The following is a 25,340-nucleotide window of genomic DNA, read 5'->3' on the forward strand; positions in this document are numbered from 1 at the left end:
AAGGTGCGCTTGGGCCGGTCGGTTGTTTTTGCTGGTCTTTTTGCTTCGTGGCGCAATGTGCCGTGAAAATCCGCAATGTGTGCCAACTGCTTATCTCCCTGACTTTGCTTGGATCTTTACACATTGCGGAGATGTCACATGTCCGATGAGCACGATTTCCGCATCCGGCCCGGGCGCGTCCGATCATCGCGCGCGCAGCGGGCCCGCCCGTTCATTGCCCAGGCACTGGCGGCTGCCCAGAAGGCTGGTGGACATGTGTCGCGCTCGGGCCGGATCAGCACCGGCAGGCACTCGCATTTCGGACGTGGCCGGAGGGCAAGTGTTCTGGCCAATCGCTTGCTGACCGGAAGATCCCGTGTCGTCGTCATCAAAACCCGGGTGGTTCGCCATTCGGCACGATCCGCACCGCTTGCCGCACACCTCAAATATCTCGGCCGGGAAGGGGTGACGCGGGACGGGGAAAAGGCTCGGGTGTTCGGTCCCGGCGACGATGCTGTCGATCCGAAGGAGTTTGCCGAGCGTTGCCAGGATGACCGGCATCATTTCCGTTTCATTGTCTCGCCGGAAGACGCCTCAGACCTCGCCGATCTGAAATCCTTCAGCCGGGACTTGATGCGACAGATGGAAAAGGACCTCGGCATAGACCTCGACTGGGTCGGCGTCGATCACTGGAATACGGACAATCCCCATGTCCATATCATCCTGCGCGGAAAGCTTGATGACGGCCAGGACCTGGTGATTTCCCGCGACTATATCAAGGAAGGCATGCGCGCCCGCGCCCAGGATCTGGCGACACTGGAGCTTGGACCGCGCACCGACCTCGAAATCCGAAACCATCTGCAGTGCCAGGTCGAGGCCGAGCGCTGGACCCAGCTTGACCGTCAGCTTCTTCGAGACGGCCGCAGGACCGGTATCATTGATATGGCGCCCGACCCGGACCGGGCGCCGGATGAATACCACGCCCTGAAGGGCGGACGTTTGCGCAAGCTGGAAACGCTTGGCCTGGCCGATCAGGTTGGTCCCGGTCAATGGGTGATTGGCGAGGGCGCAGAGGCGACGTTGCGTGAACTCGGCGAACGTGGAGACGTCATCAAGCGGATGCACCGGGCCCTGACTGGTCGGGGTATCGAGCGTGGATCAGCAGGCTACGTTCTCGCCGCCGAAAATCTGGACACGCCCGTCATCGGCCGCCTGGTCGAGCGCGGTCTCGACGATGAACTGAAAGGGTCCGCTTATGCCGTCGTCGACGGTGTCGACGGGCGGACCCACCACATCAGACTTCTCGACATTGACGCTGCCGGCGACAGCGCGCCGGGGTCTATCGCTGAACTCCGACAATTCACCGATGCGCGCGGGCAGCGGCGCGTTGCACTTGCGGTCCGCTCCGATCTCGACATCGAGCGGCAGGTCACCGCCTCGGGAGCCACTTGGCTCGATCGTCAGAACATTGCCCGCGAACCTGTTGCGCTCTCGGAGGGTGGTTTCGGTGCCGAGGTCAGAGACGCTCTCGAGCGCCGGGCAGAGAATCTGATCGAGGAGGGCCTTGCTGAGCGCAAGGGACAGCGTGTCACCTATGCGCAAAATCTTATCGAGACGCTACGTCGCCGCGAGCTTGATGCCCTTGGGACGAAACTCGCAAGTAATGCCGGACTGCCGATTACTCGTGTGAGCACCGGCGAGTATGTCGCCGGCACTTATCGTCAACGCTTTGACCTCGCCTCGGGACGTTTCGCAATGATCGATGACGGTCTTGGTTTCCAGCTCGTGCCGTGGACGCCTTCGCTCGAAAAACAACGCGGCCTTCATGTCTCGGGTGTTGCCCGCTCGGATGGTGGTGTGGACTGGGGCTTCGGGCGCAAGCGAGGGCTTGGGCTCTAAAAACCAATCAATCAGGACGGCCACAATGTCTGCGACAAAAATCCTCTGGGGCCAACTTTTGGCGGTCTCTCTCATTGTGGTGTTCACCACCTGGGGCGCAACGCAATACGTTGCCTGGAAACTGGGCTTTCAGGGGCAGCTCGGAACTCCCTGGTTCGAAGTGGCCGGTTGGCCAATCTACTATCCTCCGGCCTTCTTCTGGTGGTGGTACTTCTATGATGCGTATGCGCCGAACGTCTTTCTGCACGGCGCCGTCATCGCTGCTTCCGGCGGATTTCTGTCTATTGCCGTTGCCATAGGCATGTCGGTCTGGCGGGCGCGCGAAGCAAAACGCGTTGAGACCTACGGGTCTGCTCGTTGGGCCGAAAGGCAAGAGGTGCGAGCGGCAAACCTTTTCAACCCTGACGGCGTCATTCTAGGCTGCTACGAAGAGAACTATCTCCGTCATGATGGTCCGGAACATGTGCTCTGCTTCGCCCCTACCCGATCCGGCAAGGGCGTCGGACTGGTTGTGCCTTCGCTGCTGACATGGCCGGGCTCGGCCATCGTCCACGATATCAAGGGAGAAAACTGGCAGCTCACCGCCGGTTTCCGCGCGAAGCACGGTCGGGTGCTGCTGTTCGACCCCACCAACTCGAAATCGGCCGCCTACAATCCGTTGCTCGAAGTCCGCCGCGGCGAATGGGAAGTGCGGGACGTTCAGAACATCGCGGACATCCTGGTGGATCCGGAAGGGTCGCTCGAAAAGCGGAACCACTGGGAGAAGACGTCCCATGCGCTTCTCGTCGGCGCGATCCTGCATGTCCTCTATGCCGAGAAGGACAAGACACTGGCGGGTGTCGCGGCTTTCCTGTCCGACCCTAAACGTCCGATCGAGTCGACCTTGTCCGCGATGATGAAGACCGCCCATCTGGGGGAAGCCGGACCGCATCCGGTGATTGCCAGTGCGGCGCGCGAGTTGCTGAATAAATCTGAGAACGAGCGCTCCGGGGTATTGTCAACAGCCATGTCGTTCCTTGGACTTTATCGGGATCCCGTTGTGGCTGAGGTGACACGCTGTTGCGACTGGCGGATCAAGGACTTGGTGAATGGCAATCTGCCCACAACGCTCTACCTTGTGGTGCCGCCATCGGACATCAATCGCACCAAGCCGCTGATCCGTCTGATCCTCAATCAGATCGGCCGCCGTCTGACGGAAGACCTGCGGGCAAACTCCGACCGTCACCGTCTGCTTTTGATGCTCGATGAGTTTCCGGCTCTGGGCCGACTGGATTTCTTCGAGTCGGCCCTTGCCTTCATGGCCGGCTATGGCCTCAAGAGCTTCCTGATCGCGCAATCTCTGAATCAGATCGAGAAGGCTTACGGACCCAACAATTCGATCCTCGACAATTGCCACGTTCGCGTCAGCTTCGCCACGAATGACGAGCGGACGGCCAAACGCGTTTCGGATGCTTTGGGCACTGCTACAGAGATGAAGGCGATGAAGAACTATGCCGGTCACAGGCTGAGCCCCTGGCTCGGTCATCTCATGGTCTCCCGGTCCGAGACCGCACGCCAGTTGTTGACCCCAGGCGAAATCATGCAGCTTCCGCCAACTGATGAGATTGTCATGGTTGCGGGCACGCTGCCGATCCGGGCGAAAAAGGCGCGCTATTACGAAGACAAGCGGCTCATCGAACGTATCCTGCCGCCGCCTGAACCGGCTTCGCCTGTCCAACGACAGACCGATGATTGGAGCGACCTGCCGGTTTCTGCCAGCTCCGAAGCCAGCCAACAAACGTCGGAAAAGATGGGAGAGGACGAGGATCCAACCGGATCCGAACGCCGACACCAACCGGAACTTAACAGAGCTGAGGCTGTCGAACAGAAGGAGCCGGTCAAAAATGAATTCGAGGTCGATCTGACTGACGACTATGAGGATGACACCGCCCGGACCAGCCGGATGATCCGGGTCATGCAAGGTGTGGCACGGCAAGTCTCGCTTGATCCCGGCGATGGCATGGAGCTTTGACGGCAATGGCAGCTCGCAAGAAGAAGGCCCAGATTTCTGCCTATCTCGACCAGGACGTCATGAAGATGCTGTCCGATTACGCTGCGCGCCGGGACCTCTCGCAGTCATTGGTCGTCGAGGCTGCCATTGCGTCCTTTTTGTCGCCGGACGCAGATGAGCGACGCGAGGCGGCTATCACCAAACGCCTCGACCAGATCGACCGGCGGTTGACCAGGTTGGAGCGCGATCTCGGGATTTCTGTCGAGACACTCGCCATATTCGTTCGCTTCTGGCTTGCGACAACACCTGCGCTACCGAAACCGACCGCACAGGCCGCGCGCGCCAAGGCTGGAGAACGGTACGATACCTTCGTCACTGCGCTTGGGAGACGATTGGCCAAGGGGCCTAAGCTCAGGCAAGAGATTGCAGAGGATGCTCCAGGCGAGTCAGATTAGGGCTGTCCAACAAGGGTAGCCGCGCCCGGGTTTGAAAGGGTGTTGCGTTTCGATCTCGACGCGTCCTCGCAGCATGCTCTTGTACCATTTGACAACGGGGAAATATGCTTAAGATGACAGGCAGAAAAGCGTCCCCGTTTCTGTCGTTCGCCTATTCTTAGCTTAGCCCTGAAAGCAGCCGTTCGTTGCGGGGTGATCGAATGGCGGGTTCGCGAAAGAGGTCCGTCCAATCGTCGCAAAAGTATCTATTTTGCGGCGTCGCAAATATCAGGCGCGCAATCGCTACAAAACTCGGGACTTTCGCGACAGAAGATCGCCGAGAGCTACTAGAGTGTGGTTCTTGACAATCTCACGTGAATTTTGCGATAGTGATATTGCGCGCTACGTAGGGTGCACCGGCTCCGGGCCGACTGGGCAATGCCCGCCTGCGAACTTCAAAGGTAGCGCCTATGCCAAACCTCGAAAACTTTAAGAAGCAAGCCAAGCAGTATTTGCGCTGGCATCGCGAGCGATACTATCCGGTGGCGGCCCAAATCAGGGCTGCTTTGCCACGATTTCAGCACCTCAACGATACTCAGATACTTGAATCCAGCTTCAAGCTAATGGACGCGCAAGAACTTGTCGCACGTCAATTGGGATTCGAGGGATGGCAGGCGCTCAAGTCCGGAGCCCATGCCATGACCACTCAAAGCAAACAGACTGCACCTCGCCCCGTTCTGAGTTCCACCTCCGCGCAACTGTTCGTCTCCGACATCAATGCGTCGTGTGACTTTTTCGCGGACAAACTCGGCTTTGCAATCGACTTCGTTTATGGGGACCCACCGTTCTACGGACAGGTTAAACGTAACAAAGCGCAGCTCGCGCTTCGGCTGGTCTGCGAACCTGTGTTTGTTGATGATATACGAGAACGCGAACATCTGCTCTCCGCCTCAATTACGGTCGATACCGCAAGCGAGATCAAGCAACTCTTTCTGGATTTCCAAGCCTCCGGAGTGGATTTTCACCAGACGCTTAAGAAAGAACCTTGGGGTGCTCGAAATTTCATTGTTCTGGACCCAGACGGAAATCTCATACTGTTTGCTGGTCCGGCCGACTGAATATCCTCGAATCTCCGCCCACCACCCTGGATTGTCGCAGAACTCCTGGTTTTTGCAGTAGAACCGGACCGATTGAAAAGCCTTCGGTATTTTTGTCGCAAAAGTCGGGCGCAAAAGTCGATATTTTGTGCCCGACTTTTGCGACAGGTTTCTGATGCAAATTCTGGAAAGCTGACTTTCATTGGTCACGTCACAAATGACAGCAATGGGCCGATTGCTACTATGCGCCTCCCAAGCGCGAATGTCCGCTTCGTTTATTGGCGAGGCCAAACCTACCTGTCGCCTCCCGGCCCCGAGACGGTCGTTTACAAGAACTCTAAAAGGACTTGTCAGCGATAGCCCCGCCGCCATTTTCCTGTCTTTGCACGCCACACTACTCCTCCGTTAAACAGCTATTGAACCTCTCCAAAATCAGGTTCTTTTAATCATCCCCGTCTGGGGGCATTCCTGCCATCCCCGGCATCAACGGGGATCCCATGGCACCATCACATCAAAATCCGGAAGGCCAGGCACGCGGCGCACGTATGCTCCGCACGGCGCTCGGGTCCGCGATCACCCGTCTTCTGGAAGATCCTGCCGTAATCGAGGTGATGCTGAACCCGGACGGGCGTGTCTGGATTGACCGCCTCTCCGAAGGTCTCACCGGAACCGAAGAGTGGTTGTCACCGGCCGACGGCGAACGCATCGTGCGCCTGGTCGCGCACCATGTCGGCGTTGAGGTGCACCACGCTGCGCCGCGTGTTTCGGCCGAACTCCCCGAGACGGGAGAACGGTTCGAGGGCCTTCTTCCTCCTGTCGTTGCCGCACCCACCTTCGCCATCCGCAAGCCCGCCGTCGCTGTTTTTACCCTTGAGGACTACGTTGCCGCCAGGATCATGACGCCGGCACAGGCCGAGACACTCCGCTCGGGCGTCGCGACACGCGCAAACATTCTCGTCGCCGGCGGAACCAGCACCGGCAAGACCACGCTGACCAACGCGCTTCTGGCCGAAGTCGCCAAAACTTCCGACCGTGTGATCCTCATCGAGGACACCTGCGAGCTTCAGTGTGCGGCCCCTAATCTCGTTGCCATGCGCACCAAGGACGGCATCGCCTCGCTGTCCGATCTCGTCAGATCGTCCCTCCGCCTCCGCCCTGATCGCATCCCGATCGGCGAGGTGCGCGGACCTGAGGCCCTGGACCTCCTGAAGGCCTGGGGAACCGGACATCCCGGCGGCATCGGCACGATCCACGCCGGTTCCGCCATCGGGGCCCTGCTCCGGCTCGAGCAACTCATCCAGGAAGCCGTCGTCACCGTTCCACGTGCCCTGATCGCGGAGACGATCGACCTCATTGCCGTCCTAGCAGGCCGCGGTTCGCAGCGGCGTCTCGTGGAGCTCGCCCGCGTCGAGGGCTTTGGTCCCGACGGCGACTACCGCGTTTCCCCGGCCGTTCCCACAACTTCCTCCCATTCAGGAGATCATCCATGATCCGGACCATCCTTCGTACACGTCGTCCTATCGCGACTGCCGTCGCTGTGCTTCATATCAGCCTGCTCGCGGTTCCTGCCGCCCACGCTGCCGGATCCTCCATGCCCTGGGAAGCGCCACTGCAGTCGATCCTGGAATCCATAGAGGGCCCGGTCGCCAAGATCGTCGCGGTGATCGTCATCATCGTGACGGGCCTGTCGCTGGCCTTCGGCGATACGTCCGGCGGCTTCCGCCGCCTGATCCAGATCGTCTTCGGCCTGTCGATTGCCTTCGCCGCCAGTTCCTTCTTCCTGTCGTTCTTCTCCTTCGGTGGCGGGGCGCTTGTCTGATGGCGGAGACCTTCGAACATCGTGATCAGGTGCCGGGTTTCACGGTGGCGGTGCACCGGTCCTTGAGCGAGCCGATCCTGCTCGGAGGCGCGCCTCGGGCAATCGCGATCCTGAACGGCACTTTGGCAGGGGCCGTCGGTCTCGGTCTGCGCCTCTGGCTCGTTGGGCTTGCCATCTGGCTGATTGGGCATCTGGCCGCGGTCTGGGCCGCAAAGCACGATCCGCTCTTCGCCGAGGTCGGTCGCCGGCATCTGCGCTTTCCCGCACATCTGAGCGTGTGAGCGGAGGCCCTGCCGATGATGAACCTCGCCGAATACCGCACGCGTAACTGCCGCCTTGCCGACTATCTGCCCTGGACAGCGCTGGTCGAGAAGGGCGTGGTGCTTAACAAGGACGGCAGCTTCCAGCGAACAACCCGTTTCCGTGGACCGGATCTCGACAGCGCCGTTCCTGCCGAACTCGTCGCGGTTACCGGCCGTCTCAACAATGCCTTCCGCCGTCTCGGGTCCGGATGGGCCATCTTTGTCGAGGCACAGCGTCATGCTGCCAATCACTACCCTGACAGCAGCTTTCCGGATGTGGCCTCCGCACTGGTCGACGCGGAGCGCAAGGCAAGTTTTGAAGAAGCCGGTGCGCATTTCGAGTCGAGCTATTTTCTGACCTTCACCTATCTGCCGCCAGCCGAAGAGGCCGCTCGCACGGAACGTTGGTTGTTCGAAGGCAGGGAGACGAATGACATCAACCCGCAGGAGGTGCTTACCGGTTTCATCGACCGTACCGACCGGATCCTTCAGCTGATCGACGCTTTCATGCCCGAATGCGTCTGGCTCGATGACGCCGGGACGCTGACCTATTTGCATTCGGCGGTCTCGACCAACCGGCACACTGTTCGCGTGCCGGAGACACCGGTCTATCTGGATGCACTGCTTGCGGATCAGCCGCTTGCCGGCGGCCTGGAGCCAAGGCTCGGAGACAAGCATCTGCGGGTCCTGACGATTTCCGGGTTTCCGACGGCGACCACGCCCGGTCTGCTTGACGACCTCAACCGGCTGGCCTTTCCCTATCGCTGGTCAACCCGCGCGATTTTGTTGGACAAGACGGACGCAACAAAACTCCTGACCCGGATCCGGCGCCAGTGGTTTGCCAAGCGCAAATCCATCGCCGCGATCCTGAAGGAGGTGATGACCAACGAGCAGTCGGCACTCGTCGACACCGACGCCGCGAACAAGGCGGCTGATGCCGACCTGGCACTGCAGGAACTCGGCGCGGACCATGCCGGCATCGCTTATGTCACGGCGACCGTCACGGTCTGGGATACGGACAGCAAAATCGCCGACGAGAAGCTGCGGCTCGTGGATAAGGTCATGCAGGGCCGAGATTTCACGTGTCTGCCGGAGACTATCAACGCAGTCGACGCTTGGCTGGGCAGCCTGCCGGGGCACGTCTATGCCAATGTCCGCCAGCCACCGATCTCAACTCTCAATCTCGCCCACATGATCCCCTCAAGTGCGGTGTGGGCGGGGCCGGAGCGGGACGAGCATCTTTCGTCTCCTCCCTTGCTCTACGGCAAGACGGAAGGCTCGACCCCGTTCCGGTTTTCCCTTCATGTCGGCGATGTCGGCCATACGCTGGTCGTCGGCCCGACAGGGGCGGGCAAGTCCGTCCTCTTGGCGCTGATGGCACTGCAGTTCCGGCGTTATAGGAACTCCCGGGTATTCGCCTTCGATTTCGGGGGATCGATCCGTGCAGCGAGCCTCGCCATGGGCGGTGACTGGCATGATCTCGGCGGCGGCCTCACCGAAGGCCGAGACGTATCGCTGCAGCCTCTTGCCCGGATCGATGCCGCCGCCGAGCGCTCCTGGTCCGCCGACTGGATCGCTGCCATCCTCATGCGCGAAGGCGTCACCGTCAACCCGGACGTCAAGGAGCATATCTGGACGGCGCTGACGTCGCTTGCCTCCGCGCCGGTAGGCGAGCGAACGCTCACCGGACTTTCCGTACTGCTCCAGTCCAACGATCTCAAACAGGCCATGCGTCCCTATTGCATCGGCGGGGCCCATGGCCGGCTGCTCGATGCGGAAGGCGAGAACCTGGGCTCAAGCAGCGTTCAGGCCTTCGAGACCGAGGGGCTGATCGGGACCGGTGCGGCACCCGCCGTGCTCGCCTATCTGTTCCACCGGATCGAGGATCGGCTAGACGGATCGCCCACCCTGATCATCATCGATGAAGGCTGGCTGGCGCTCGACGACCAGGGTTTTGCGGGTCAGCTCCGGGAATGGCTGAAGACCCTTCGCAAGAAGAACGCCTCCGTCGTCTTTGCCACGCAGTCTCTGTCCGACATCGACGGCTCTGCTATTGCGCCAGCCATTATCGAGAGCTGCCCGACACGGCTCCTGCTGCCGAACGAACGCGCAATCGAGCCGCAGATTGCCGGAACCTATCGCCGTTTCGGTCTCAACGACCGCCAGATTGAGATCCTCGCGCGGGCGACACCCAAGCGCGACTATTACTGTCAGTCCCGGCGCGGCAACCGGCTCTTTGAACTGGGCTTGTCCGAAGTCGCGCTGGCCCTTTGCGCGACCGCCTCGAAGACCGATCAGACAGTCATTGCCGGCATTCTCGCGGCTAACAGCCGTGAAGGTTTCCTCGATGCCTGGCTGCGGCACCGCGGTCTTCCGTGGGCGGCCGATCTGATCCCCGACCTCACCAACCTGGAGACCTCCTCATGACGTTCCGCCGATCCCGTGCCGTTGTCGCTGCTGCCGCAATTCTGAGTGCGCCATTTCTCAGCTCTGTCACGTTCGCCCCGCCGGCTTTTGCCTGGCGTGTCGTGTTCGATCCGTCGAACTATGCCCAGAATGTGCTGACGGCGGCACGGACGCTGGAGCAGATCAACAACCAGATCGTCCAGCTTCAGAACGAAGCGCAGATGCTGATCAACCAGGCTCGCAATCTGGCCAGCCTTCCTTATTCGGCTTTGCAGCAGCTCCAGCAATCCGTGCAGAGGACGCAGCAGCTTCTTGAGGAGGCTCAGAACATCGCTTTCGACGTCCAGCAGATCGATCAGCTGTTCCAGCAGCAATACGGCAATATCGATCTGAGCGCGAGCGAACAGCAGCTGGTCGCCGGTGCGCGTAGCCGCTGGCAGAACACGGTCGGCGGCCTTCAGGACGCCCTGCGCGTGCAGGCCGGCGTCGTCGGCAATATCGAGACCAACCGCGCGCAGATGTCCGCGCTGATCGGACAGAGCCAGGGGGCGACCGGAGCACTTCAGACAGCCCAGGCCGGCAACCAGCTCCTCGCGCTCCAGGCGCAGCAGCTTTCCGACCTCACCGCAGTCGTCGCTGCCAATGGCCGGGCGATCGCCTTGAGTGAAGCGGAACGAACGGCCGCGGCCGAACAAGGCCGCATCCAACGCCAGCGCTTCCTGTCGCCGGGCTCCGGCTACCAGCCCGGCAACGCGCGCATGTTCAATAACTGATCTTTCGGGAGGAATTTTCCATGGACGGCAGGATGCTGGCCCGGTTGGCAGCAATCGTTTTTGTTGCAATCGCCATCACCGCGAGCCTGATCGAGATGTCCCGCAAGGACGATCCGGCGCCCAAGCTGACTGCGCCGGCTACACAGCCTTCCGACGATACTGTGCGTGCCGATCTGCGCCGCTGTCAGCAGATGGGCAGAGCTGCGGTCGATGACCAAGACTGTCTGGCAACCTGGCAGCAGAGCCGGGACCGGTTTCTCGGTCGGGGTCCTCGAACCGGCGAGGGACGTTGATCCATGGGCGGCACGGGTGTCATCGACAACTTCCTCGGGGTCTTCACCAGCTACATCGACAGCGGCTTCGGTCTGCTCGGTGGTGAGGTCGCCTTTATCGCGACAACGCTCATCGTCATCGATGTGACGCTGGCCGCGCTCTTCTGGTCCTGGGGCGCCGAGGACGACATCATTGCCCGTCTTGTGAAGAAGACGCTGTTTGTCGGCATCTTCGCTTATCTGATCGGCAACTGGAACAATCTCGCACGGATCGTCTTCGAGAGCTTTGCCGGGCTCGGCCTGATGGCCTCCGGCACCGGATTTTCCGCCGCCGATCTGGTGCGCCCGGGCAAGGTGGCGCAGGTGGGTCTCGATGCCGGAAGGCCGCTGCTGGAGTCGATTTCCGACCTGATGGGCTGGGTCGCCTTTTTCGAGAACTTCATTCAGATCGCCTGCCTGCTCTTCGCCTGGGCGCTCGTCATCCTGGCCTTCTTCATCCTTTCCATCCAGCTCTTCGTCACCCTGATCGAGTTCAAGCTGACGACCCTGGCAGGTTTTGTGCTCATTCCCTTTGGGCTGTTCGGCAAGACAGCCTTTCTGGCCGAACGCGTGCTCGGCAATGTCATCTCTTCCGGCATCAAGGTGCTGGTGCTGGCCGTCATCATCGGCATTGGCTCGACGCTGTTCGCGCAATTCACTGCCGGTTTCGGCAGTATCACGCCGACCATCGACGAGGCGATGGCCGTGGTGCTTGCGGCTTTGTCCCTGCTCGGCCTCGGGATCTTCGGTCCAGGCATCGCGAACGGTCTCGTCTCCGGCGGACCGCAGCTGGGTGCAGGATCCGCTGTCGGCACCGGCCTTGCGGTTGGCGGTGCTGCTGTCGCCGGAGTAGGGGCTGCTGGATTGGCAGCTCGTGGAGGCGCGCTCGCCTTGTCCAGGACCGCGGCGGCCGCACGCGGCGGTGCTGCCATCGCGGGTGGAGCGTCAACAGCCTACGGACTCGGATCGGCCGGGCAATCAGGCACAAGTGGTGTCGCCTCCGGCATCAGTGCTGTGGCAAGTGCTGGAGCGCGAGCCGCAGCATCGCCGCTCAAAAGACTGCAGTCAAAGGCAGCGGAAAGTTTTCAGGCGAGCCATCAATCCGGAGCCCGGACGGCCTTCGAGGCAACGGGCGGCACGGTTGGCAACACAGATAGTTCAGACGCCTCGTCTGCGTCTCCAGCACCCGCAGTACCTGCCGCCGCCGATGGCCCGCCGGCCTGGGCAAAACGCATGAAGCGTTCCCAGCAACTTTCCCACGGTGTTTCCGCAGCCGCTCATGCCGTCCGTTCGGGCGATAGTCACGGGGGCGGTGCTTCCATCAATCTTCAGACAGGCGACCGCTCATGAGCCTCTTCAAACGATCTACCGTTCACTACGGCAAATCCCCAGAGCCCGTAACGCCCTACCAGAAGGCCGCCCAGGTCTGGGACGAGCGCATCGGCTCGGCTCGCGTTCAGGCAAAGAACTGGCGGCTGATGGCCTTCGGCTCTCTCATCCTCTCCGGTGGTTTTGCCGCGGCACTCATCTGGCAGACCGTCGACGGCTCCGTCGTGCCCTGGGTGGTGCAGGTGGACAAGCTTGGTGAGGCGCAAGTTGTAGCGGCCGCCACCGCCGATTATGAACCGTCCGATCCACAGATCGCGTTTCATCTGGCGCGGTTCATCGAGAAGGTCCGCAGCATTCCGGCCGATGCCATCATCGTCCGGCAGAACTGGCTCCGGGCCTATGAGTTCACCACCGACCGCGGGGCGCTCGCGCTCAACGACTATGCGCGGTCAAACGATCCCTTCGCCCGGGTCGGCAGGCAGCAGATCGCGGTCGAGGTTTCCAGTGTCATCCGGGCCTCGCCGGGAAGCTTCCGCGTCGCCTGGACAGAGCGGCACTATGAGAACGGACAGTTATCCGCGACAGAGCGCTGGACCGCGATCCTGACCATCGTCATCCAGCCGCCCCGCGATGCAGCACGGCTGCGGGCCAATCCGCTCGGCATCTATGTCAACGCCATCAACTGGTCGCGGGAGATGGGGCAATGAAGACGGCTTTGCGTAAACCCGCGCTTCCGGCATTCCGGTTCTCCGCAAGTGCGGCAGTCCTTCTTTGTGCAACCGCGTTGGCGAGCTGTGCCACCTACAAGCCTCCGCAGATCAGCTACGATGCCAGCGTGCCGCCCCTGCCGGCGGTACCAAAAACTGCGAGCGACGATCGGCCCAAGCCTCTTCATGTGCCTCCGGCCTGGACCCCGGCAAAAGGAGGCGACGCGGCAACAACGTCAGCCGGCAGGATCGAGAATGCCAATGCGGCTGCGCGCATCGAGCCGCGCCGCGAAGGCTACTACAATGCCATCCAGATCTATCCCTGGTCGGAAGGGGCGCTCTATCAGGTCTATACGACTCCCGGAAAGATCACTGACATTGCGCTGGAACCGGGCGAAGCCCTGACTGGCGCCGGCCCGGTCGCGGCCGGCGATACGGCCCGCTGGATCATCGGCGATACCACCAGCGGCTCCGGCGAAGAGCCGCAGGTCCACATCCTCGTCAAACCGGCGCGCCCGGACATAGAGACCAATCTAGTCGTCACCACCGACCGGCGGGTTTACAGGATCGAGCTGCGCTCAGGCGAGGGTTTCTATATGCCCGCGGTCGCCTGGAACTATCCGCAGTCTTCGTTTTCACAGCGTCCCGTCGTCCCGACAACGCCTCGCATTCCGGCGCTCGCGGCACGGAACTATCGATATGCGCTCACCGGCGACACTCCGCCCTGGCGCCCGGTCTCCATCTATGACGATGGCAGGCGGGTCTATGTCGAATTTCCGGGTGGAATCGTCCAGGGGGAGATGCCGCCGGTCTTCGTTCTCGGGCCCGACGGAAACCCGGAAATCGTCAACAGCCGCGTTTACAGGAATATCCTGATCGTCGACCGGATATTTGGGGCTGCGGAACTCCGGTTTGGCAGCGGCAAGCACCAGCAGACGGTCAGGATTGTTCGGACCGATGGAAAACGCCATGACCTGACAAAGGGACATGGTGCTGGTGAGCCTTCAGAGCAACCAACGATCGGCGATGGAGGTGAGGGGGCATGAGCAGTCCGCAGCAGAATAGGGAAGACGACGATCCTCACCCGAACGCTGACGTCAGGGCGGCAATGCGTTTGCGAGTGGATCCGCCGCGGGTGACGCGTCTCTCGCGCAAGGTGCTGGCAGGGGTCGGGTTCGTTGCCTTGCTCGGCATCGGAGGGGCTTTGATCTACGCGCTCCAGGCACCGGACAGGAGGGGCGGCAGCGAGGAACTGTTTTCGACGGAAAACCGCAACACCGCTGACGGATTGAGTACCCTGCCGAGCGACTATGCCGGCCCGGTTCTAGGACCGCCCTTGCCGGGAGATCTAGGCCGGCCGATCCTCAAGGCGCAGGAACGCGGTCAGCCGGTCGTGCCTCCAGCGATCCAAACGCCCACGCTCGATGAACAGGAACAGCGCCGTCTTGCCGAGGTAGAGGCTGCCCGCACCAGCCGGGTCTTCTTCCAGACGGGACAGGCGGCATCGGGCGGAGCAAGGCTGGGTACAGTGCCGTCGATCGGCGGCAGTGTTTCAGGTGGAGTTTCGGCACAAGACAGCAATCTTGCGTTTTTGAATGCGTCCGTGGACCGACGGACCACGGCATCCGATCGCGTTACGGCACCGGCATCGCCCTATGTGCTGCAGGCCGGGTCCGTCATTCCCGCTGCACTCATCACCGGGATCCGCTCCGACCTGCCCGGGCAGATCACCGCCCAAGTCACGCAGCATGTCTATGACAGTCCAACCGGAAGACTGCTCCTGGTCCCTCAAGGCACGCGCATCGTCGGCGAATATTCCAACGATGTCGGGTTCGGTCAGCGCCGTGTGCTGCTCGTCTGGAACCGGCTGATCCTCCCGAACGGCCGCTCCATCGTGCTCGAACGCCAGCCGGGAGCGGACCCAAGTGGCTATGCCGGTCTGGAAGACGGTGTGGATTACCACTGGTGGGATCTCGCCAAGGCGGCCGGGCTGTCGACGCTGCTTAGCGTCGGTGCGGAACTCGCAGCAAGTGACGACGACCGCCTGGTTCAGGCGGTCCGTGAAGGTGCCCAGGACACGATCGATGATGCCGGGCAGCAGATCGTTCAGCGCCAGTTGCAGGTCGCGCCCACGCTGACGATCCGGCCGGGGTTCCCGGTGAGGGTGATCGTCACCCGTGATTTGGTGCTCGAACCTTACGGAGGATGACCATGGTGAGACTGAAGCTGGGGCCGTTACCGGACGACAAGCCGGTCAAGGTGAGTGTGGAACTGCCGGCGAAGCTGCATCGGGATCTGGTGGACTATGCCGAGATTCTCGGTCGGCAGAGCGGGCAGACCGTCGAGGATCCTTCTAGGCTGATCGTTCCGATGCTGGAACGGTTTATTGCGACGGATCGTGGGTTTGCGAAGGCGCGTCGGATTCTTAGTCACGGCCGGCAGGTGAGGGATAGCGTTCTTCCAGGAGAGCAATGAAGTTGCTCAAAGCCGGATTGTTGTTGTCGCTACGCCAACGCGCGGAAAAGCTGATGCGGTTTGCGCCAGTCCCGTCACGGACTTCGAGAAACGAAACGCCGGGAAAACTGGACCCCAGGCTTGCTTCGAGAATGAGGCTTATGCCGAAACCGGCTGAGACCAGACCTTTGATATTTTCCTGGCTGACATTGTGGGCAACCAACTTTGGTTGTCCGCCGAGCAGCGCAAGCTTGGAAACAAGGACATCTCGCAATTCAGGACCTGGATCATGATCGCTAATAAGGAAAGTTTCGTCTTTCAGGTCGGTCCAATGGAGGACTTTGTTTTGAGCTAGCGGATGCGTGCTGGGCATGAGGACCATAATACGTTCTGTCCAAAGAGACTTTGCGCCAACTTCTCCAGGAGAAGGATCGCCAGTGACTATGGCTATATCCAGGAAACCGCCAGCAAGATCAGACAAAAGACGCGAGCGCGAAGCTTCAATCGTGAGGATCTCCATATTGGGGAACCTTGTTGCAAATTCTGTGAGCCTTGCGCGTAATTTGCCCATCGAGAGGGACGTATAAAATCCAAGACGAAACTGTCCCGTATTGCCTCGGCTTAGCTCCTGGGCGTTTAGTGTCATTTGGTCCAATGACTGGATGAGATAGCGGGAAGTCTTCACGATCTCGGCACCCGCCTCTGTTAAGCGCGCACCGCCACTCGTTCGTTCGAAAAGGATCAGACCCAGACGAGCTTCCATCTGAGAAATGGTCCGACTGAGTGTCGATTGCTTCACTCTGAGCGCGAGTGCGGCTTTTCTGAAACTTCCATGACTTTCGACCGCCACAGCGTGGCGCAGGTGTCTTATTTCTATCGGCCCTGCGAGGCGTCTTTTGTGTTTCAAAGAATCAACCGACTTCAATTTCTTGCCCAGTTTTCCATGTCGCTCCTGTTAATTGTGAATGCTCTGGAACATCGTTAGCTCAATCGGGGATTTGGAAGATTAGAGTCGGCGACTGCGTGAAATCGAGAACACACCCTGCTCAGGGTTCTCGCAACATCCTCTCCCCGATCACTTGGCCGTGGATCAAGCCCCGGCACATAGCGAGAGAACGTATCGAACACGGTCAAAACGCGGATTTTCGATCAGTTGCGTGCTGGTCATGCATGAAGTCCATAGCCCAACGTCATTCGGCCCGACGGCCGATTGGCGATCTTCCTGAAGCGTTGCTTTCATCCGGCGCTCCAGAAACTTGTTCCTCATTGGAGGCCCAACTCGTTGTAGATCTGACGGGTTTTCTTCTGACTGATCATCCAGCACTCTCGGCACAGCAATACATCCAAGCATTGCTATCCGAACCGGATATGCCTCTGACAAATCTCTCTGATCCGCTGTTCCAAAGCGGCCTGACCGGGCCGACGGGATCTGTAACGTTTGTTCGTTGGGTCAAGCCGGTTCACCGCGTAAGTTCGGCAAACGGAAACCTACCACCCGAACGCAACTCATCGACTACGTTCTCTTCCGAGTAGGTCTATGATGCTCAAAAAGCCATGTTGATGTCCCTTTCATGTGACCTCCTCTCAGGCTCAATTGTTTTGGCGGACCGGCACATGATGCCGATGCAATTCGAGAGCTGAGTATAGTCTTGGGTGCTTTTCCAAAACATACCTCATGTGCCCCATCGCCGACGTAAATAAACTTTCTCCATATGCCTCCAGAAATGATAGATGTAGTGGAAAAGGTCAAAAATATACCTGCACCTTTCAATATGATATCAGATCGACCTTGGATCAATTTTAATAAATCCATCATCTAGTCTTGGTTCGTGTTTTGAAAGACGTGCAGCTCAGGTTCACGAAACTAGTTGCAAGCTCCCAGTGCAATTGCAATTCCTTGGCCAACTCCGATGCACATGGTCGAGAGGGCATAACGGCCGTTTTTCTCCGACAGTTCCAGAGCCGCCGTGCCGGTGATCCGGGCGCCGGACATGCCGAGCGGGTGGCCGAGGGCGATGGCGCCGCCATTGGGGTTCACCCGCGGATCGTCGTCGGCGATGCCGAGATCGCGCAAGGTGGCAAGCCCTTGGGAAGCGAAAGCCTCGTTCAGTTCGATCACGTCGAAGTCCGCCTGCGCCAGGCCGAGCCGCGCCATGAGCTTTTTGGAGGCGATCGCCGGACCGAAGCCCATGATCCGGGGCGCCACGCCGGCGGTCGCGCCGCCGAGCACCTGGACAATCGGCTTGAGGCCGTATTTTGCTGCCGCTTCGCCGGAGGCCACGATCAGGGCCGCCGCGCCGTCATTGACGCCGGAGGCATTGCCGGCCGTAACCGAGCCGCCGTCCCGGAAGGGTGCGCGCAGCTTGGCGAAACCTTCGAGCGTCGTTTCCGGGCGCGGGTGCTCGTCGATATCGATGATGACGGGGTCGCCCTTGCGCCTCGGGATCGAGACGGGCGTGATTTCGCGGGCGAGCCTGCCATTGTCCATCGCGGCCTTGGCTTTCTGCTGGGAGCGAAAGGCGAAGGCGTCCTGATCGGTCCGGGAAACGTTGAAATCCTCGGCGACGTTTTCGCCGGTTTCCGGCATGCTGTCGACGCCGTATTGGGCTTTCATCAGCGGGTTGACGAAGCGCCAGCCGATGGTGGTGTCGTGGATTTCGCTGGTGCGGGAAAAGGCACTTTCGGCCTTGGGCATGACAAACGGCGCGCGCGACATGCTCTCGACGCCTCCGGCGACGATCAGTTCGGCCTCGCCGGCCTTGATCGCACGGGCGGCGGTGATGACGGCATCCATGCCCGAGCCGCACAGGCGGTTCATCGTGGTGCCCGGCACCGTTTCCGGGTAGCCGGCGAGCAGAAGAGACATGCGCGCCACGTTGCGGTTGTCTTCGCCCGCCTGGTTGGCACAGCCGAAGATCACCTCGTCGATCGCCGCGAGATCCAGGCCCGGGTTGCGGGCCGCGAGCGCCTTGAGGGGGATCGCGCCGAGGTCGTCGGTGCGCACCGGGGCGAGGGCACCGCCGAAGCGGCCGATGGGTGTGCGGATGTAGTCGCAGATAAATACGTCTTGCACAGGTCTTTCCTCAGTCCAGAGCGGGTACGGTCAGGTCGGCGGGGTCGCCCTCGAGATGCAGCGGTGCTCCGGTCACGTCCTGCAATTCCTCCAGTGTCATTCCGGGAAGCTTTTCGCGCAGGACGAAATGACCGTCGACGATGTCGACCACGGCAAGGGAGGTGTAGACGCGGGTGACGCAGCCGACGCCGGTGAGCGGGAAGGTGCAGGTTTCGACCAGCTTCGGCTTGCCGTCCTTGGTGACGTGGTCGGTGACGACCGCGACCCGCTTGGCGCCGTGGACGAGGTCCATCGCGCCGCCGACGGCGGGCACGCCCTTCGAGCCGACACGCCAGTTCGCCAGATCGCCGTTCTGGGCCACCTGGTAAGCGCCGAGGACCGCAAGGTCGAGATGGCCGCCGCGCACCATGGAGAAGCTGTCGGCATGGTGAAAGAAGGAGGCACCCGGTTTCAGCGTGATCGCCTTCTTGCCGGCATTGATCAGGTCCCAGTCCTCTTCGCCCTCTTTCGGAGCTCCGCCGAACCCGAGCACGCCGTTTTCGGTGTGATAGATCACGTCCCGGCCTTCGGGCTGGAACTTGGCGATCATTTCGGGAAAGCCGATGCCGAGGTTGACATAGGCGCCGTCCTCGATGTCCTGGGCGGCGCGCCAGGCGATCTGGGCGTTGGTGAGTTTCGTATAGGCCATCAGTAAACCACTCCCGCGCGGACGAGCACTTCTTCCTGTTCAGGTTCCGGAACTGCGACCAGTCCGTCGACGAAGATGCCGGGCGTGACGACGGTTTCGGGGTCGATGCCGCCGGGTGCGACCAGATGGCTGACCTGGACGATGGTGCGGTCCGCGGCCATGGCCATCAAAGGGCTGAAGTTGCGGCCCGCACACCGGTAGGTGAGGTTGCCGAGCGTGTCGCCGACCTGCGCCTTGATGATCGCAAAGTCGGCTTTCAGCCAGCGTTCGCGCACATACATCTTGCCGTCGAATTCTTCCGTGGGCTTGCCTTCCGCCAGCTCGGTGCCGAAGGAGCTCGGCGTGTAGAAGGCGGGGATGCCGGCACCGGCTGCGCGGATGCGTTCCGCGAGTGTGCCTTGGGGAACGAGCTCCAGCTCGATTTCACCGGCCAGATATTTTTCGTTGAAGGCTTCCGCATTCGACGAGCGCGGGAAGGAGCAGATCATCTTGCGGACCATGCCGGCCTTGATCATCGCGGCGATGCCGATGCCGCCGTTGCCCGCATTGTTATTGATCACCGTCAGGTCCCTGGGGCTGCCGGTTTCGCGGAAACGGTCGATCAGGGCGTGGATCAACTCGATCGGCGCGCCGGAGCCGCCGAAGCCGCCGATCATCAGTCGGGAACCGTCCTTTATGTCCGCGACCGCAGCCGTAAGGGACGTTATTGTCTTATCCATGGAAACCTCCTCGGTTGAGGATTGTCTAGGCCCGCTGCTTCGGTTCGGCCAGTCAATTTGTTCGCATGTTGACATTTGTTCAAATAGAACTGAATTTTGTGCGCATGTTGAACAAACCGACGGATCACATCGCTTCGCTCGCCAAGGGACTGAGGGTGATCGAGTGTTTCGGGGCCGACACCCCCCGTCTGTCGATATCCGATGTCGCCGACGCCACGGGGCTGGACCGGGCGACCGCGCGCCGCTGCCTGCTCACCCTTCATCACGAGGGGTATGCGGACTACGACGGCAAGTTCTTCACGTTGACGCCACGCGCGCTCCGGCTGGGTCTCGGGGCGCTCGCCTCGCTGCCGCTGCCGCAGGTGGTGCAGCCGTGGCTCGACCAGCTTACCGAGCAGATCTGCCAGTCCTGCTCGGTATCGATCCTCGACGGCACGGAAATCGTCTATCTGGCGCGGGCCGCGCAGAAACGGGTGATGTCCATCGGACTGACGCCCGGCTCACGGCTGCCCGCGCATTGCACGTCGATGGGCCGCGTGCTGCTGGCGGCGCTGCCGGAAGAAGAGGCCCGGGCACTCGTGGAGCGCTCGGACCTGACCCCGCGCACGGCGCTGAGCCTGACCGATCCGGACGAGATCATGAACCGTATCGGTGAAACGCGCACGCAAGGCTTTGCCGTCATCGATCAGGAAGTGGAGATCGGCCTCAGGTCGCTCGCCGTGCCGGTCTACGATAGCCGCGACCGGGTGGTGGCGGCGCTCAACACGGGCATGGCCGCCGCGCAGGCGAGCCTGGACGACCTCGTCGCCATCTACCTGCCGGCGCTCCTCAAGGTGCAGTCGGGCGTGCGGCGGGTGCTGCACTAGGTCTTTCAGTCCTTGTCGTCCGGTTCCTGTTTGAGCATTACGCTTTCCGGCGAGAGTTCGGGGCGGGCCGGCCAGCGAGTTCGACAGCAGCGTTGATGCGGATGCCCGTTATGCACAGCAGTTCGGCGATGATCTGCTGCTTGCTACTTTCAGGAAAGCCACCGCTGGTAATATCCATATTGGCTCCGATTAGCGCATGAGTGTTGATCAGAGCTCGGAGTTCAACCCACTGAAGCTGGATTTTTGATCCTACCAAGGGGATCGCACTGGACTTCTCTAGACCTGAGAAACCGATGGATAATGCCTGCATATAGGCGGTAAATGGATGGTTCGAACAGAGTTCCTGGACTTGTATTGGTTCTGACCCTTGCGGACTCCCGCGAAAATTTGGAGGTTTGGCGTAGACATTACTATGAGGATCAGCCTCGCTTTGCGATCAGAATCAATGTTCCGAATGCGCTGTATTATCCCAGTCATCTCCAGCCCGGAACCGTGATACTAGATGGAGAACTCCATGATCCTGTGGTTCCTACTTGGGGATTGGAGCACTGGTCAGGTAAGAACCTATTCATCGCGTCTCTAGTTGAGTGCTTCCGTTAATTCAATTCTATCTTAAGCGTAATGCACAAACTTCCCTCTCACCTCCCAGTTGATCGTAGCTTATTGCTAAAAACATCTCATTCCAGAGAGCGAAGAATAGATGGAGAGATTTTTTTAAATTTGGTGCAGCAAGTTAGGCTAACCATACCACGTCCCGTAATTCCAGAAGGAAACGCTTATGGTGGCGTCCTTACGGCTTACACTGTGAACGTCGTCACAACTGCTTCAGATTCCAGTTAAGTTGATGGTTCGGCGCTGGAGCCGGTTGCTGAGTGCGTGCTCAGGGGCACTATAGATTTAGTTAGTTCTCTGATCGTTGACGACGCTAATATCTTTGAAAGGCTCTATGTGGCTATGATTCCAGGTAAGAGACATATTGCGGTGCAGCATCCAGATCGCATTCCGCAGCTTATTATATTTGATTGCGATGGTGTGCTTGTGGATTCCGAAACGATCTCCAATCGGCATCTTCATAGATTTCTGCTTTCACGCGGCGCTGACATATCCTTTTCCGAATGTTGCGACAGGTTCATAGGAAAAAGCAGGCATGATGTCGAAAGGTATTTATCGGAACAAGGCTTGAAAGTGCCCGAAAATTGGTTGGTTCCGTTCTCGAAGGAATTGATAGCTTCGTTGAAGAGCGAAATAAAGCCAATTAAAGGTGCAAAAAAGGCGCTGAAAGTACTAAAGAATCATGAAGTAAAATTTTGCGTTGCTTCAAATGGATTGATGGAAAAGATGTGCGCAACGTTGGAGACAACGGGTATGCTTCCTTGGTTTGAAGGCAATATGTTCTCGGCGCATGAAGTTGGAGCAAGCAAGCCTGCCCCGGACGTGTTTCTCCACGCTGCGCAAGCAAATCGTATCCTGCCTGAGCATTGCCTGGTTGTAGAAGACAGCTCCAGTGGTTTTGAAGCCGCCGCAAGAGCGGGCATGTCGTGTCTCGCTTATGTGCCGAAAGAAACGAAGTCGACCCCAGATCTTTTCGGTGCACGGCAATTTGGCGACATGGCACTGTTGCCGTCCGAATTAGGGATCGCCTAAGTAATAAATTAGATTTGTTCATAATTTTATTTCTTTGTCGCCAGTAAGCCTTTTTTTGATAAAGTATTAATGTCCTGCTTGTGAGATCGTCTTGCGGTTGAGAAAATTCGACATCAGTGGAAAAGCAAAAAGAGATATCGCCATCTTCATCTGAAGGGTCGGCATCCTCCTCAATCCGCTTGCCTCCAAGCCCGGTGCGCACGGCGCGTGCCACTGGCTCCGGATGGCCGAATTCCACTACGCTTCGTGTCTGAACGAAACCGGGAGATGTCAAGCTTGTGCCCTGTCAGACTTCTTAGGCGAAGGTACCTGTCGGATAATTCATTCAACAAAGTCCCGGTGTCGTAATTACGCTTTTCAGTTATGATTCTGGCTGTTTCCCGCGAACGGGTTGGCATCGACCCACCATCGAGTGGAGTTTTCGTCCGATGCTCCAATTTCCGGAAAATCCCTAAAATCTCCGTGCAAACCCAGGAAATCCGGGGGTCCGGACATAATTTAATACCGGCCTACACACCGGCCGCCTGCTCTTTTCATAAGGATAAGGTTATATATTTCTCGTTTCTCAATATTGGACAAACGCAGATCGCTTCGCCAGCGTGAGGCTGCCTTCAGTGCATAATGGAACACGCACCAGGCGGCGGGCCTGTGTCGGATCGCTGGGACCAACCCCGGGGAATTCGGCTTGGGTCATGGGGAGGAAAATACATTGAAGTTTGACCGGAATGCCGTTCTGTCGCTGAATCAGGAACAGATGGTTATGGCCATCTCGGCGGTTCTGTTCGTCCTGTTTTCGATTTTTCTCGATGGGTTTTTCCGGATATCGAACTTGCTCTCTCTTTTGCAGAGCGTCTCGATCCTGGGAATTCTGGCGATCGGAATGGCGGTCGTCGTGATCGGTCGCGGCATCGACCTTACGATGGTCGCGGTGATGGTGTTCTCGACTGGCTGGAGCTTCACGCTTTTCTCCGGAGGAATGCAGGTGGAGACGGCCCTTCTTTTGGGTCTGCTGCTGGCGGTGGCCTTCGGCGCGGTCAACGGATTCCTGATCGCCTATGTCGAGATTCCGGCCATCTTCGCCACGCTTGCGATGGCGACCGTGATTTCCGGGCTGGGACGCTTTGCCCTTGTGTCGAGCGAGAACATCTTCATCAGCGGCGATGTGGGCTGGTTTGCGTCTCTCGGAACCGGTGCGCTCGCGGCGGTTCCCATGCCGGTTCTGCTGTTCCTCATCATCTCCTGTCTCGCGTTCGTGGCCTTGCGCCTGACGCGTTATGGCGCCTTCGTCTACGCGATCGGTGACAATCCGCTCGCTTCGCGCAACAGCGGAATGTCTATCCGGCCCATGACGGTCCTGATGTACAGCTTCGCATCCCTCGTCGCTTTCTGCGCGGGCCTGATCATGGCGATGACCGTGTCATCGGTAAACACCAAGCTGGCCAGCTCGACGATGATCTACGACATCATCCTGGTCGTGGTGATCGGAGGGATCGGTCTGGCGGGCGGCAAGGGCAGTATCCGGAATGTCATTTCGGGCACGGTTCTCATCGGACTGCTGTTGAACGGTCTGACGATCATGAACGTGGATTATTCGGCTCAAAATATCATCAAGAGTCTGATCTTGCTGCTGGCCATCATCGTGGACTCGCTGCTCAACCCCCGCGACGAACAGACATCGCAGCAAGGCGACATCTAGAATTCCGGGTGGTCCAGACGGGCGATCCGGAAAAAGAACCACATTTCTAGGGAGGAAGACATGAAACTTTCTATGTTCAAGAGGATAGGTGCGGTCGCAGCCGTAATGCTGGGTGTCCTAGGTCAGGTCGCGCCGGCCTCGGCGGAGCGCCCGGATGACGGCCTGATCCTGAAGTACCAGAAGGCGTTTGAGGGCAAGACCGTCGCTTTCGTTCCGGTCACGATGGGATGGGACCTGACACAAGGCTGGATGGCCGCAGTGCAGCGGGATGCCGATAGGCTTGGCTACGAGCTGACGATCAGGGATGCCAACTATAGCGTCGATGCAGGCGCACAGGCTATCTCGCAACTTATCAACGAGAAGCCGGACATAATAATAATTCAGAACGCAGACATGCAGGCCTACGTCAAGCTTATCCGACGCGCAATGGACGCCGGCATCAACGTCATCCAGATGAACATGAAGACACCGGTCAACTCGGATGCTTTCGTCGGAGGAGACTGGTATGGCGTGGGCGTGGAAACCGCGAAAGAAGCGGCCCGTCTTTGTGGTTCTGGAACATCCGGAAAAATTGCCCTGATTCAGGGCCCGGTGACCGCACCGCCCAACCAGCTCGGCGTTGCCGGGGTCGAAGATACCTTGGTGGATTACCCGGATGCGACACTTGTGGCCACTCAGGCCGCGGATTGGGATGCCTCGAAAGCGCATTCCATCGCCTCCACGATCATCAAGCAGCACGACGATTTGTGCGGCTTTATCGGGCTGTGGGACAACATGGACGTGGGAATTGCCGCGGCCATCCGGGAATCCGGCAAGCAGGACCAAATCAAACTTGTCTCGACTGGCGGCGGAAACAAGGATCTCGGCTGCACCAATGTCGAAAGCGGGGCGTTCTCGTCGTATGTGAAGGTCGATACGCGCGATCAGGCCAAGGTGCTTGCCTCCGCGATCCAGATGTTGTTGCAGACGCAGCCGGAACCCGGCACGCAGCCCTTTGCCGTCTATACAGAGAACCAGATCCTGACACCGGATACGGTAGCTCCGACGTCCTGCTGGACCGTTGACCAGATCAAACTCGGCAACTGATCTCCAGGCACGGGCGATCGACCTATCTGGCGACGATCGTCCGAAGCCAAAACCCCCGGAGTATACGT

Annotated in this window: 24 protein-coding genes and 1 pseudogene; 19 read left to right on the forward strand and 6 right to left on the reverse strand. The window is 59.7% G+C overall.

Features of this window, described 5'->3' with window-relative positions; genetic code table 11:
• The first annotated feature begins 138 nt into the window (after positions 1-138).
• From FIV05_RS06975 to FIV05_RS07045, 15 genes are all read left to right on the forward strand, one after another.
• Positions 139-1,878: a VirD2 family relaxase/mobilization nuclease gene (locus tag FIV05_RS06975; RefSeq protein ID WP_152509088.1), complete on the forward strand. Its 1,740-nt coding sequence runs from the start codon at positions 139-141 to the stop codon at positions 1,876-1,878.
• 25 nt (positions 1,879-1,903) lie between these two features.
• Entirely contained in the window at positions 1,904-3,889 is a 1,986-nt protein-coding gene (locus tag FIV05_RS06980) for a conjugal transfer protein TraG (protein ID WP_152505161.1), read from the forward strand.
• A gap of 5 nt (positions 3,890-3,894) precedes the next feature.
• Positions 3,895-4,323 (forward strand): CopG family transcriptional regulator, encoded by a 429-nt coding sequence (locus FIV05_RS06985; protein ID WP_152505162.1) that lies wholly within the window; start codon positions 3,895-3,897, stop codon positions 4,321-4,323.
• Positions 4,324-4,772: 449 nt separating this feature from the next.
• The gene (locus FIV05_RS06990; protein WP_152505163.1) at positions 4,773-5,420 is read left to right on the forward strand and encodes a VOC family protein; all 648 of its coding nucleotides are present in this window, start codon (positions 4,773-4,775) and stop codon (positions 5,418-5,420) included.
• Positions 5,421-5,896: 476 nt separating this feature from the next.
• Complete coding sequence (gene trbB / locus FIV05_RS06995; protein WP_152505164.1) at positions 5,897-6,889, forward strand: P-type conjugative transfer ATPase TrbB; 993 nt, start codon at positions 5,897-5,899, stop codon at positions 6,887-6,889.
• A complete protein-coding gene (locus FIV05_RS07000) occupies positions 6,886-7,218 on the forward strand; it encodes a TrbC/VirB2 family protein (protein WP_152505165.1) in 333 nt (110 codons plus the stop codon). Before trbB ends, FIV05_RS07000 begins: the two co-directional genes overlap by 4 nt.
• Positions 7,218-7,499, forward strand: coding sequence for a VirB3 family type IV secretion system protein (locus tag FIV05_RS07005; protein WP_152505166.1), 282 nt, complete (start codon positions 7,218-7,220; stop codon positions 7,497-7,499). The genes FIV05_RS07000 and FIV05_RS07005 overlap by 1 nt, the downstream gene beginning before the upstream one ends.
• Positions 7,500-7,514: 15 nt before the next feature.
• Complete coding sequence (gene trbE, locus FIV05_RS07010) at positions 7,515-9,947, forward strand: conjugal transfer protein TrbE (RefSeq protein ID WP_152505167.1); 2,433 nt, start codon at positions 7,515-7,517, stop codon at positions 9,945-9,947.
• The gene (gene trbJ, locus FIV05_RS07015; protein WP_152505168.1) at positions 9,944-10,699 is read left to right on the forward strand and encodes a P-type conjugative transfer protein TrbJ; all 756 of its coding nucleotides are present in this window, start codon (positions 9,944-9,946) and stop codon (positions 10,697-10,699) included. Before trbE ends, trbJ begins: the two co-directional genes overlap by 4 nt.
• 20 nt (positions 10,700-10,719) lie before the next feature.
• On the forward strand, positions 10,720-10,992 hold the full coding sequence (gene trbK-alt, locus FIV05_RS07020; RefSeq protein WP_152505169.1) for a putative entry exclusion protein TrbK-alt: 273 nt from the start codon (positions 10,720-10,722) through the stop codon (positions 10,990-10,992).
• A 3-nt stretch (positions 10,993-10,995) separates the two neighbouring features.
• Positions 10,996-12,360, forward strand: a complete 1,365-nt coding sequence (gene trbL, locus FIV05_RS07025) for a P-type conjugative transfer protein TrbL (RefSeq protein ID WP_152505170.1) — start codon at positions 10,996-10,998, stop codon at positions 12,358-12,360.
• On the forward strand, positions 12,357-13,046 hold the full coding sequence (gene trbF, locus FIV05_RS07030) for a conjugal transfer protein TrbF (protein WP_152505171.1): 690 nt from the start codon (positions 12,357-12,359) through the stop codon (positions 13,044-13,046). The genes trbL and trbF overlap by 4 nt, the downstream gene beginning before the upstream one ends.
• Complete coding sequence (gene trbG, locus FIV05_RS07035) at positions 13,043-14,092, forward strand: P-type conjugative transfer protein TrbG (RefSeq protein ID WP_152505172.1); 1,050 nt, start codon at positions 13,043-13,045, stop codon at positions 14,090-14,092. The genes trbF and trbG overlap by 4 nt, the downstream gene beginning before the upstream one ends.
• On the forward strand, positions 14,089-15,255 hold the full coding sequence (locus FIV05_RS07040) for a TrbI/VirB10 family protein (protein WP_152505173.1): 1,167 nt from the start codon (positions 14,089-14,091) through the stop codon (positions 15,253-15,255). The genes trbG and FIV05_RS07040 overlap by 4 nt, the downstream gene beginning before the upstream one ends.
• A 2-nt stretch (positions 15,256-15,257) precedes the next feature.
• Positions 15,258-15,521, forward strand: coding sequence for a DUF2274 domain-containing protein (locus tag FIV05_RS07045; protein WP_152505174.1), 264 nt, complete (start codon positions 15,258-15,260; stop codon positions 15,519-15,521).
• Here FIV05_RS07045 and FIV05_RS07050 read toward each other — a convergent pair.
• From FIV05_RS07050 to FIV05_RS07065, 5 genes and pseudogenes are all read right to left on the reverse strand, one after another.
• Positions 15,472-16,425 carry a LysR family transcriptional regulator gene (locus FIV05_RS07050; RefSeq protein ID WP_286190136.1) on the reverse strand — a complete coding sequence of 318 codons (954 nt, stop codon included), beginning with the start codon at positions 16,423-16,425 and terminating at the stop codon, positions 15,472-15,474. The genes FIV05_RS07045 and FIV05_RS07050 overlap by 50 nt on opposite strands.
• Before the next feature lie 104 nt (positions 16,426-16,529).
• A pseudogene (locus FIV05_RS31835) lies at positions 16,530-16,934 on the reverse strand (IS3 family transposase); the annotation flags it as partial.
• A 430-nt stretch (positions 16,935-17,364) separates the two neighbouring features.
• Positions 17,365-18,573: a 3-oxoadipyl-CoA thiolase gene (gene pcaF, locus FIV05_RS07055; RefSeq protein WP_152505175.1), complete on the reverse strand. Its 1,209-nt coding sequence runs from the start codon at positions 18,571-18,573 to the stop codon at positions 17,365-17,367.
• 10 nt (positions 18,574-18,583) lie between these two features.
• Positions 18,584-19,261, reverse strand: a complete 678-nt coding sequence (locus tag FIV05_RS07060) for a CoA transferase subunit B (RefSeq protein ID WP_152505176.1) — start codon at positions 19,259-19,261, stop codon at positions 18,584-18,586.
• The gene (locus FIV05_RS07065; RefSeq protein WP_152505177.1) at positions 19,261-19,980 is read right to left on the reverse strand and encodes a 3-oxoacid CoA-transferase subunit A; all 720 of its coding nucleotides are present in this window, start codon (positions 19,978-19,980) and stop codon (positions 19,261-19,263) included. The genes FIV05_RS07060 and FIV05_RS07065 overlap by 1 nt, the downstream gene beginning before the upstream one ends.
• A 104-nt stretch (positions 19,981-20,084) precedes the next feature.
• Here FIV05_RS07065 and FIV05_RS07070 point away from each other — a divergent pair, with 104 nt between their 5' ends.
• A complete protein-coding gene (locus tag FIV05_RS07070; protein ID WP_152505178.1) occupies positions 20,085-20,846 on the forward strand; it encodes an IclR family transcriptional regulator C-terminal domain-containing protein in 762 nt (253 codons plus the stop codon).
• A 37-nt stretch (positions 20,847-20,883) separates the two neighbouring features.
• On the opposite strand, the gene FIV05_RS31535 is transcribed toward FIV05_RS07070, so the two are convergent.
• The gene (locus FIV05_RS31535) at positions 20,884-21,024 is read right to left on the reverse strand and encodes a hypothetical protein (RefSeq protein WP_173013793.1); all 141 of its coding nucleotides are present in this window, start codon (positions 21,022-21,024) and stop codon (positions 20,884-20,886) included.
• Between the two features lie 698 nt (positions 21,025-21,722).
• Between FIV05_RS31535 and FIV05_RS07075 the strand changes: the two genes are divergently transcribed.
• The 3 genes from FIV05_RS07075 to FIV05_RS07085 all read left to right on the forward strand — a co-directional run bounded on the left by FIV05_RS07075 (position 21,723) and on the right by FIV05_RS07085 (position 25,272).
• A complete protein-coding gene (locus FIV05_RS07075; RefSeq protein WP_152509089.1) occupies positions 21,723-22,490 on the forward strand; it encodes an HAD-IA family hydrolase in 768 nt (255 codons plus the stop codon).
• Between the two features lie 709 nt (positions 22,491-23,199).
• Positions 23,200-24,186 (forward strand): ABC transporter permease, encoded by a 987-nt coding sequence (locus tag FIV05_RS07080; RefSeq protein ID WP_269585038.1) that lies wholly within the window; start codon positions 23,200-23,202, stop codon positions 24,184-24,186.
• 60 nt (positions 24,187-24,246) lie between these two features.
• Positions 24,247-25,272 carry a sugar ABC transporter substrate-binding protein gene (locus FIV05_RS07085; protein WP_152505180.1) on the forward strand — a complete coding sequence of 342 codons (1,026 nt, stop codon included), beginning with the start codon at positions 24,247-24,249 and terminating at the stop codon, positions 25,270-25,272.
• Positions 25,273-25,340 lie beyond the last annotated feature (68 nt).

Source organism: Labrenzia sp. THAF191a (genome assembly GCF_009363335.1).
Taxonomy (GTDB): domain Bacteria; phylum Pseudomonadota; class Alphaproteobacteria; order Rhizobiales; family Stappiaceae; genus Roseibium; species Roseibium algicola.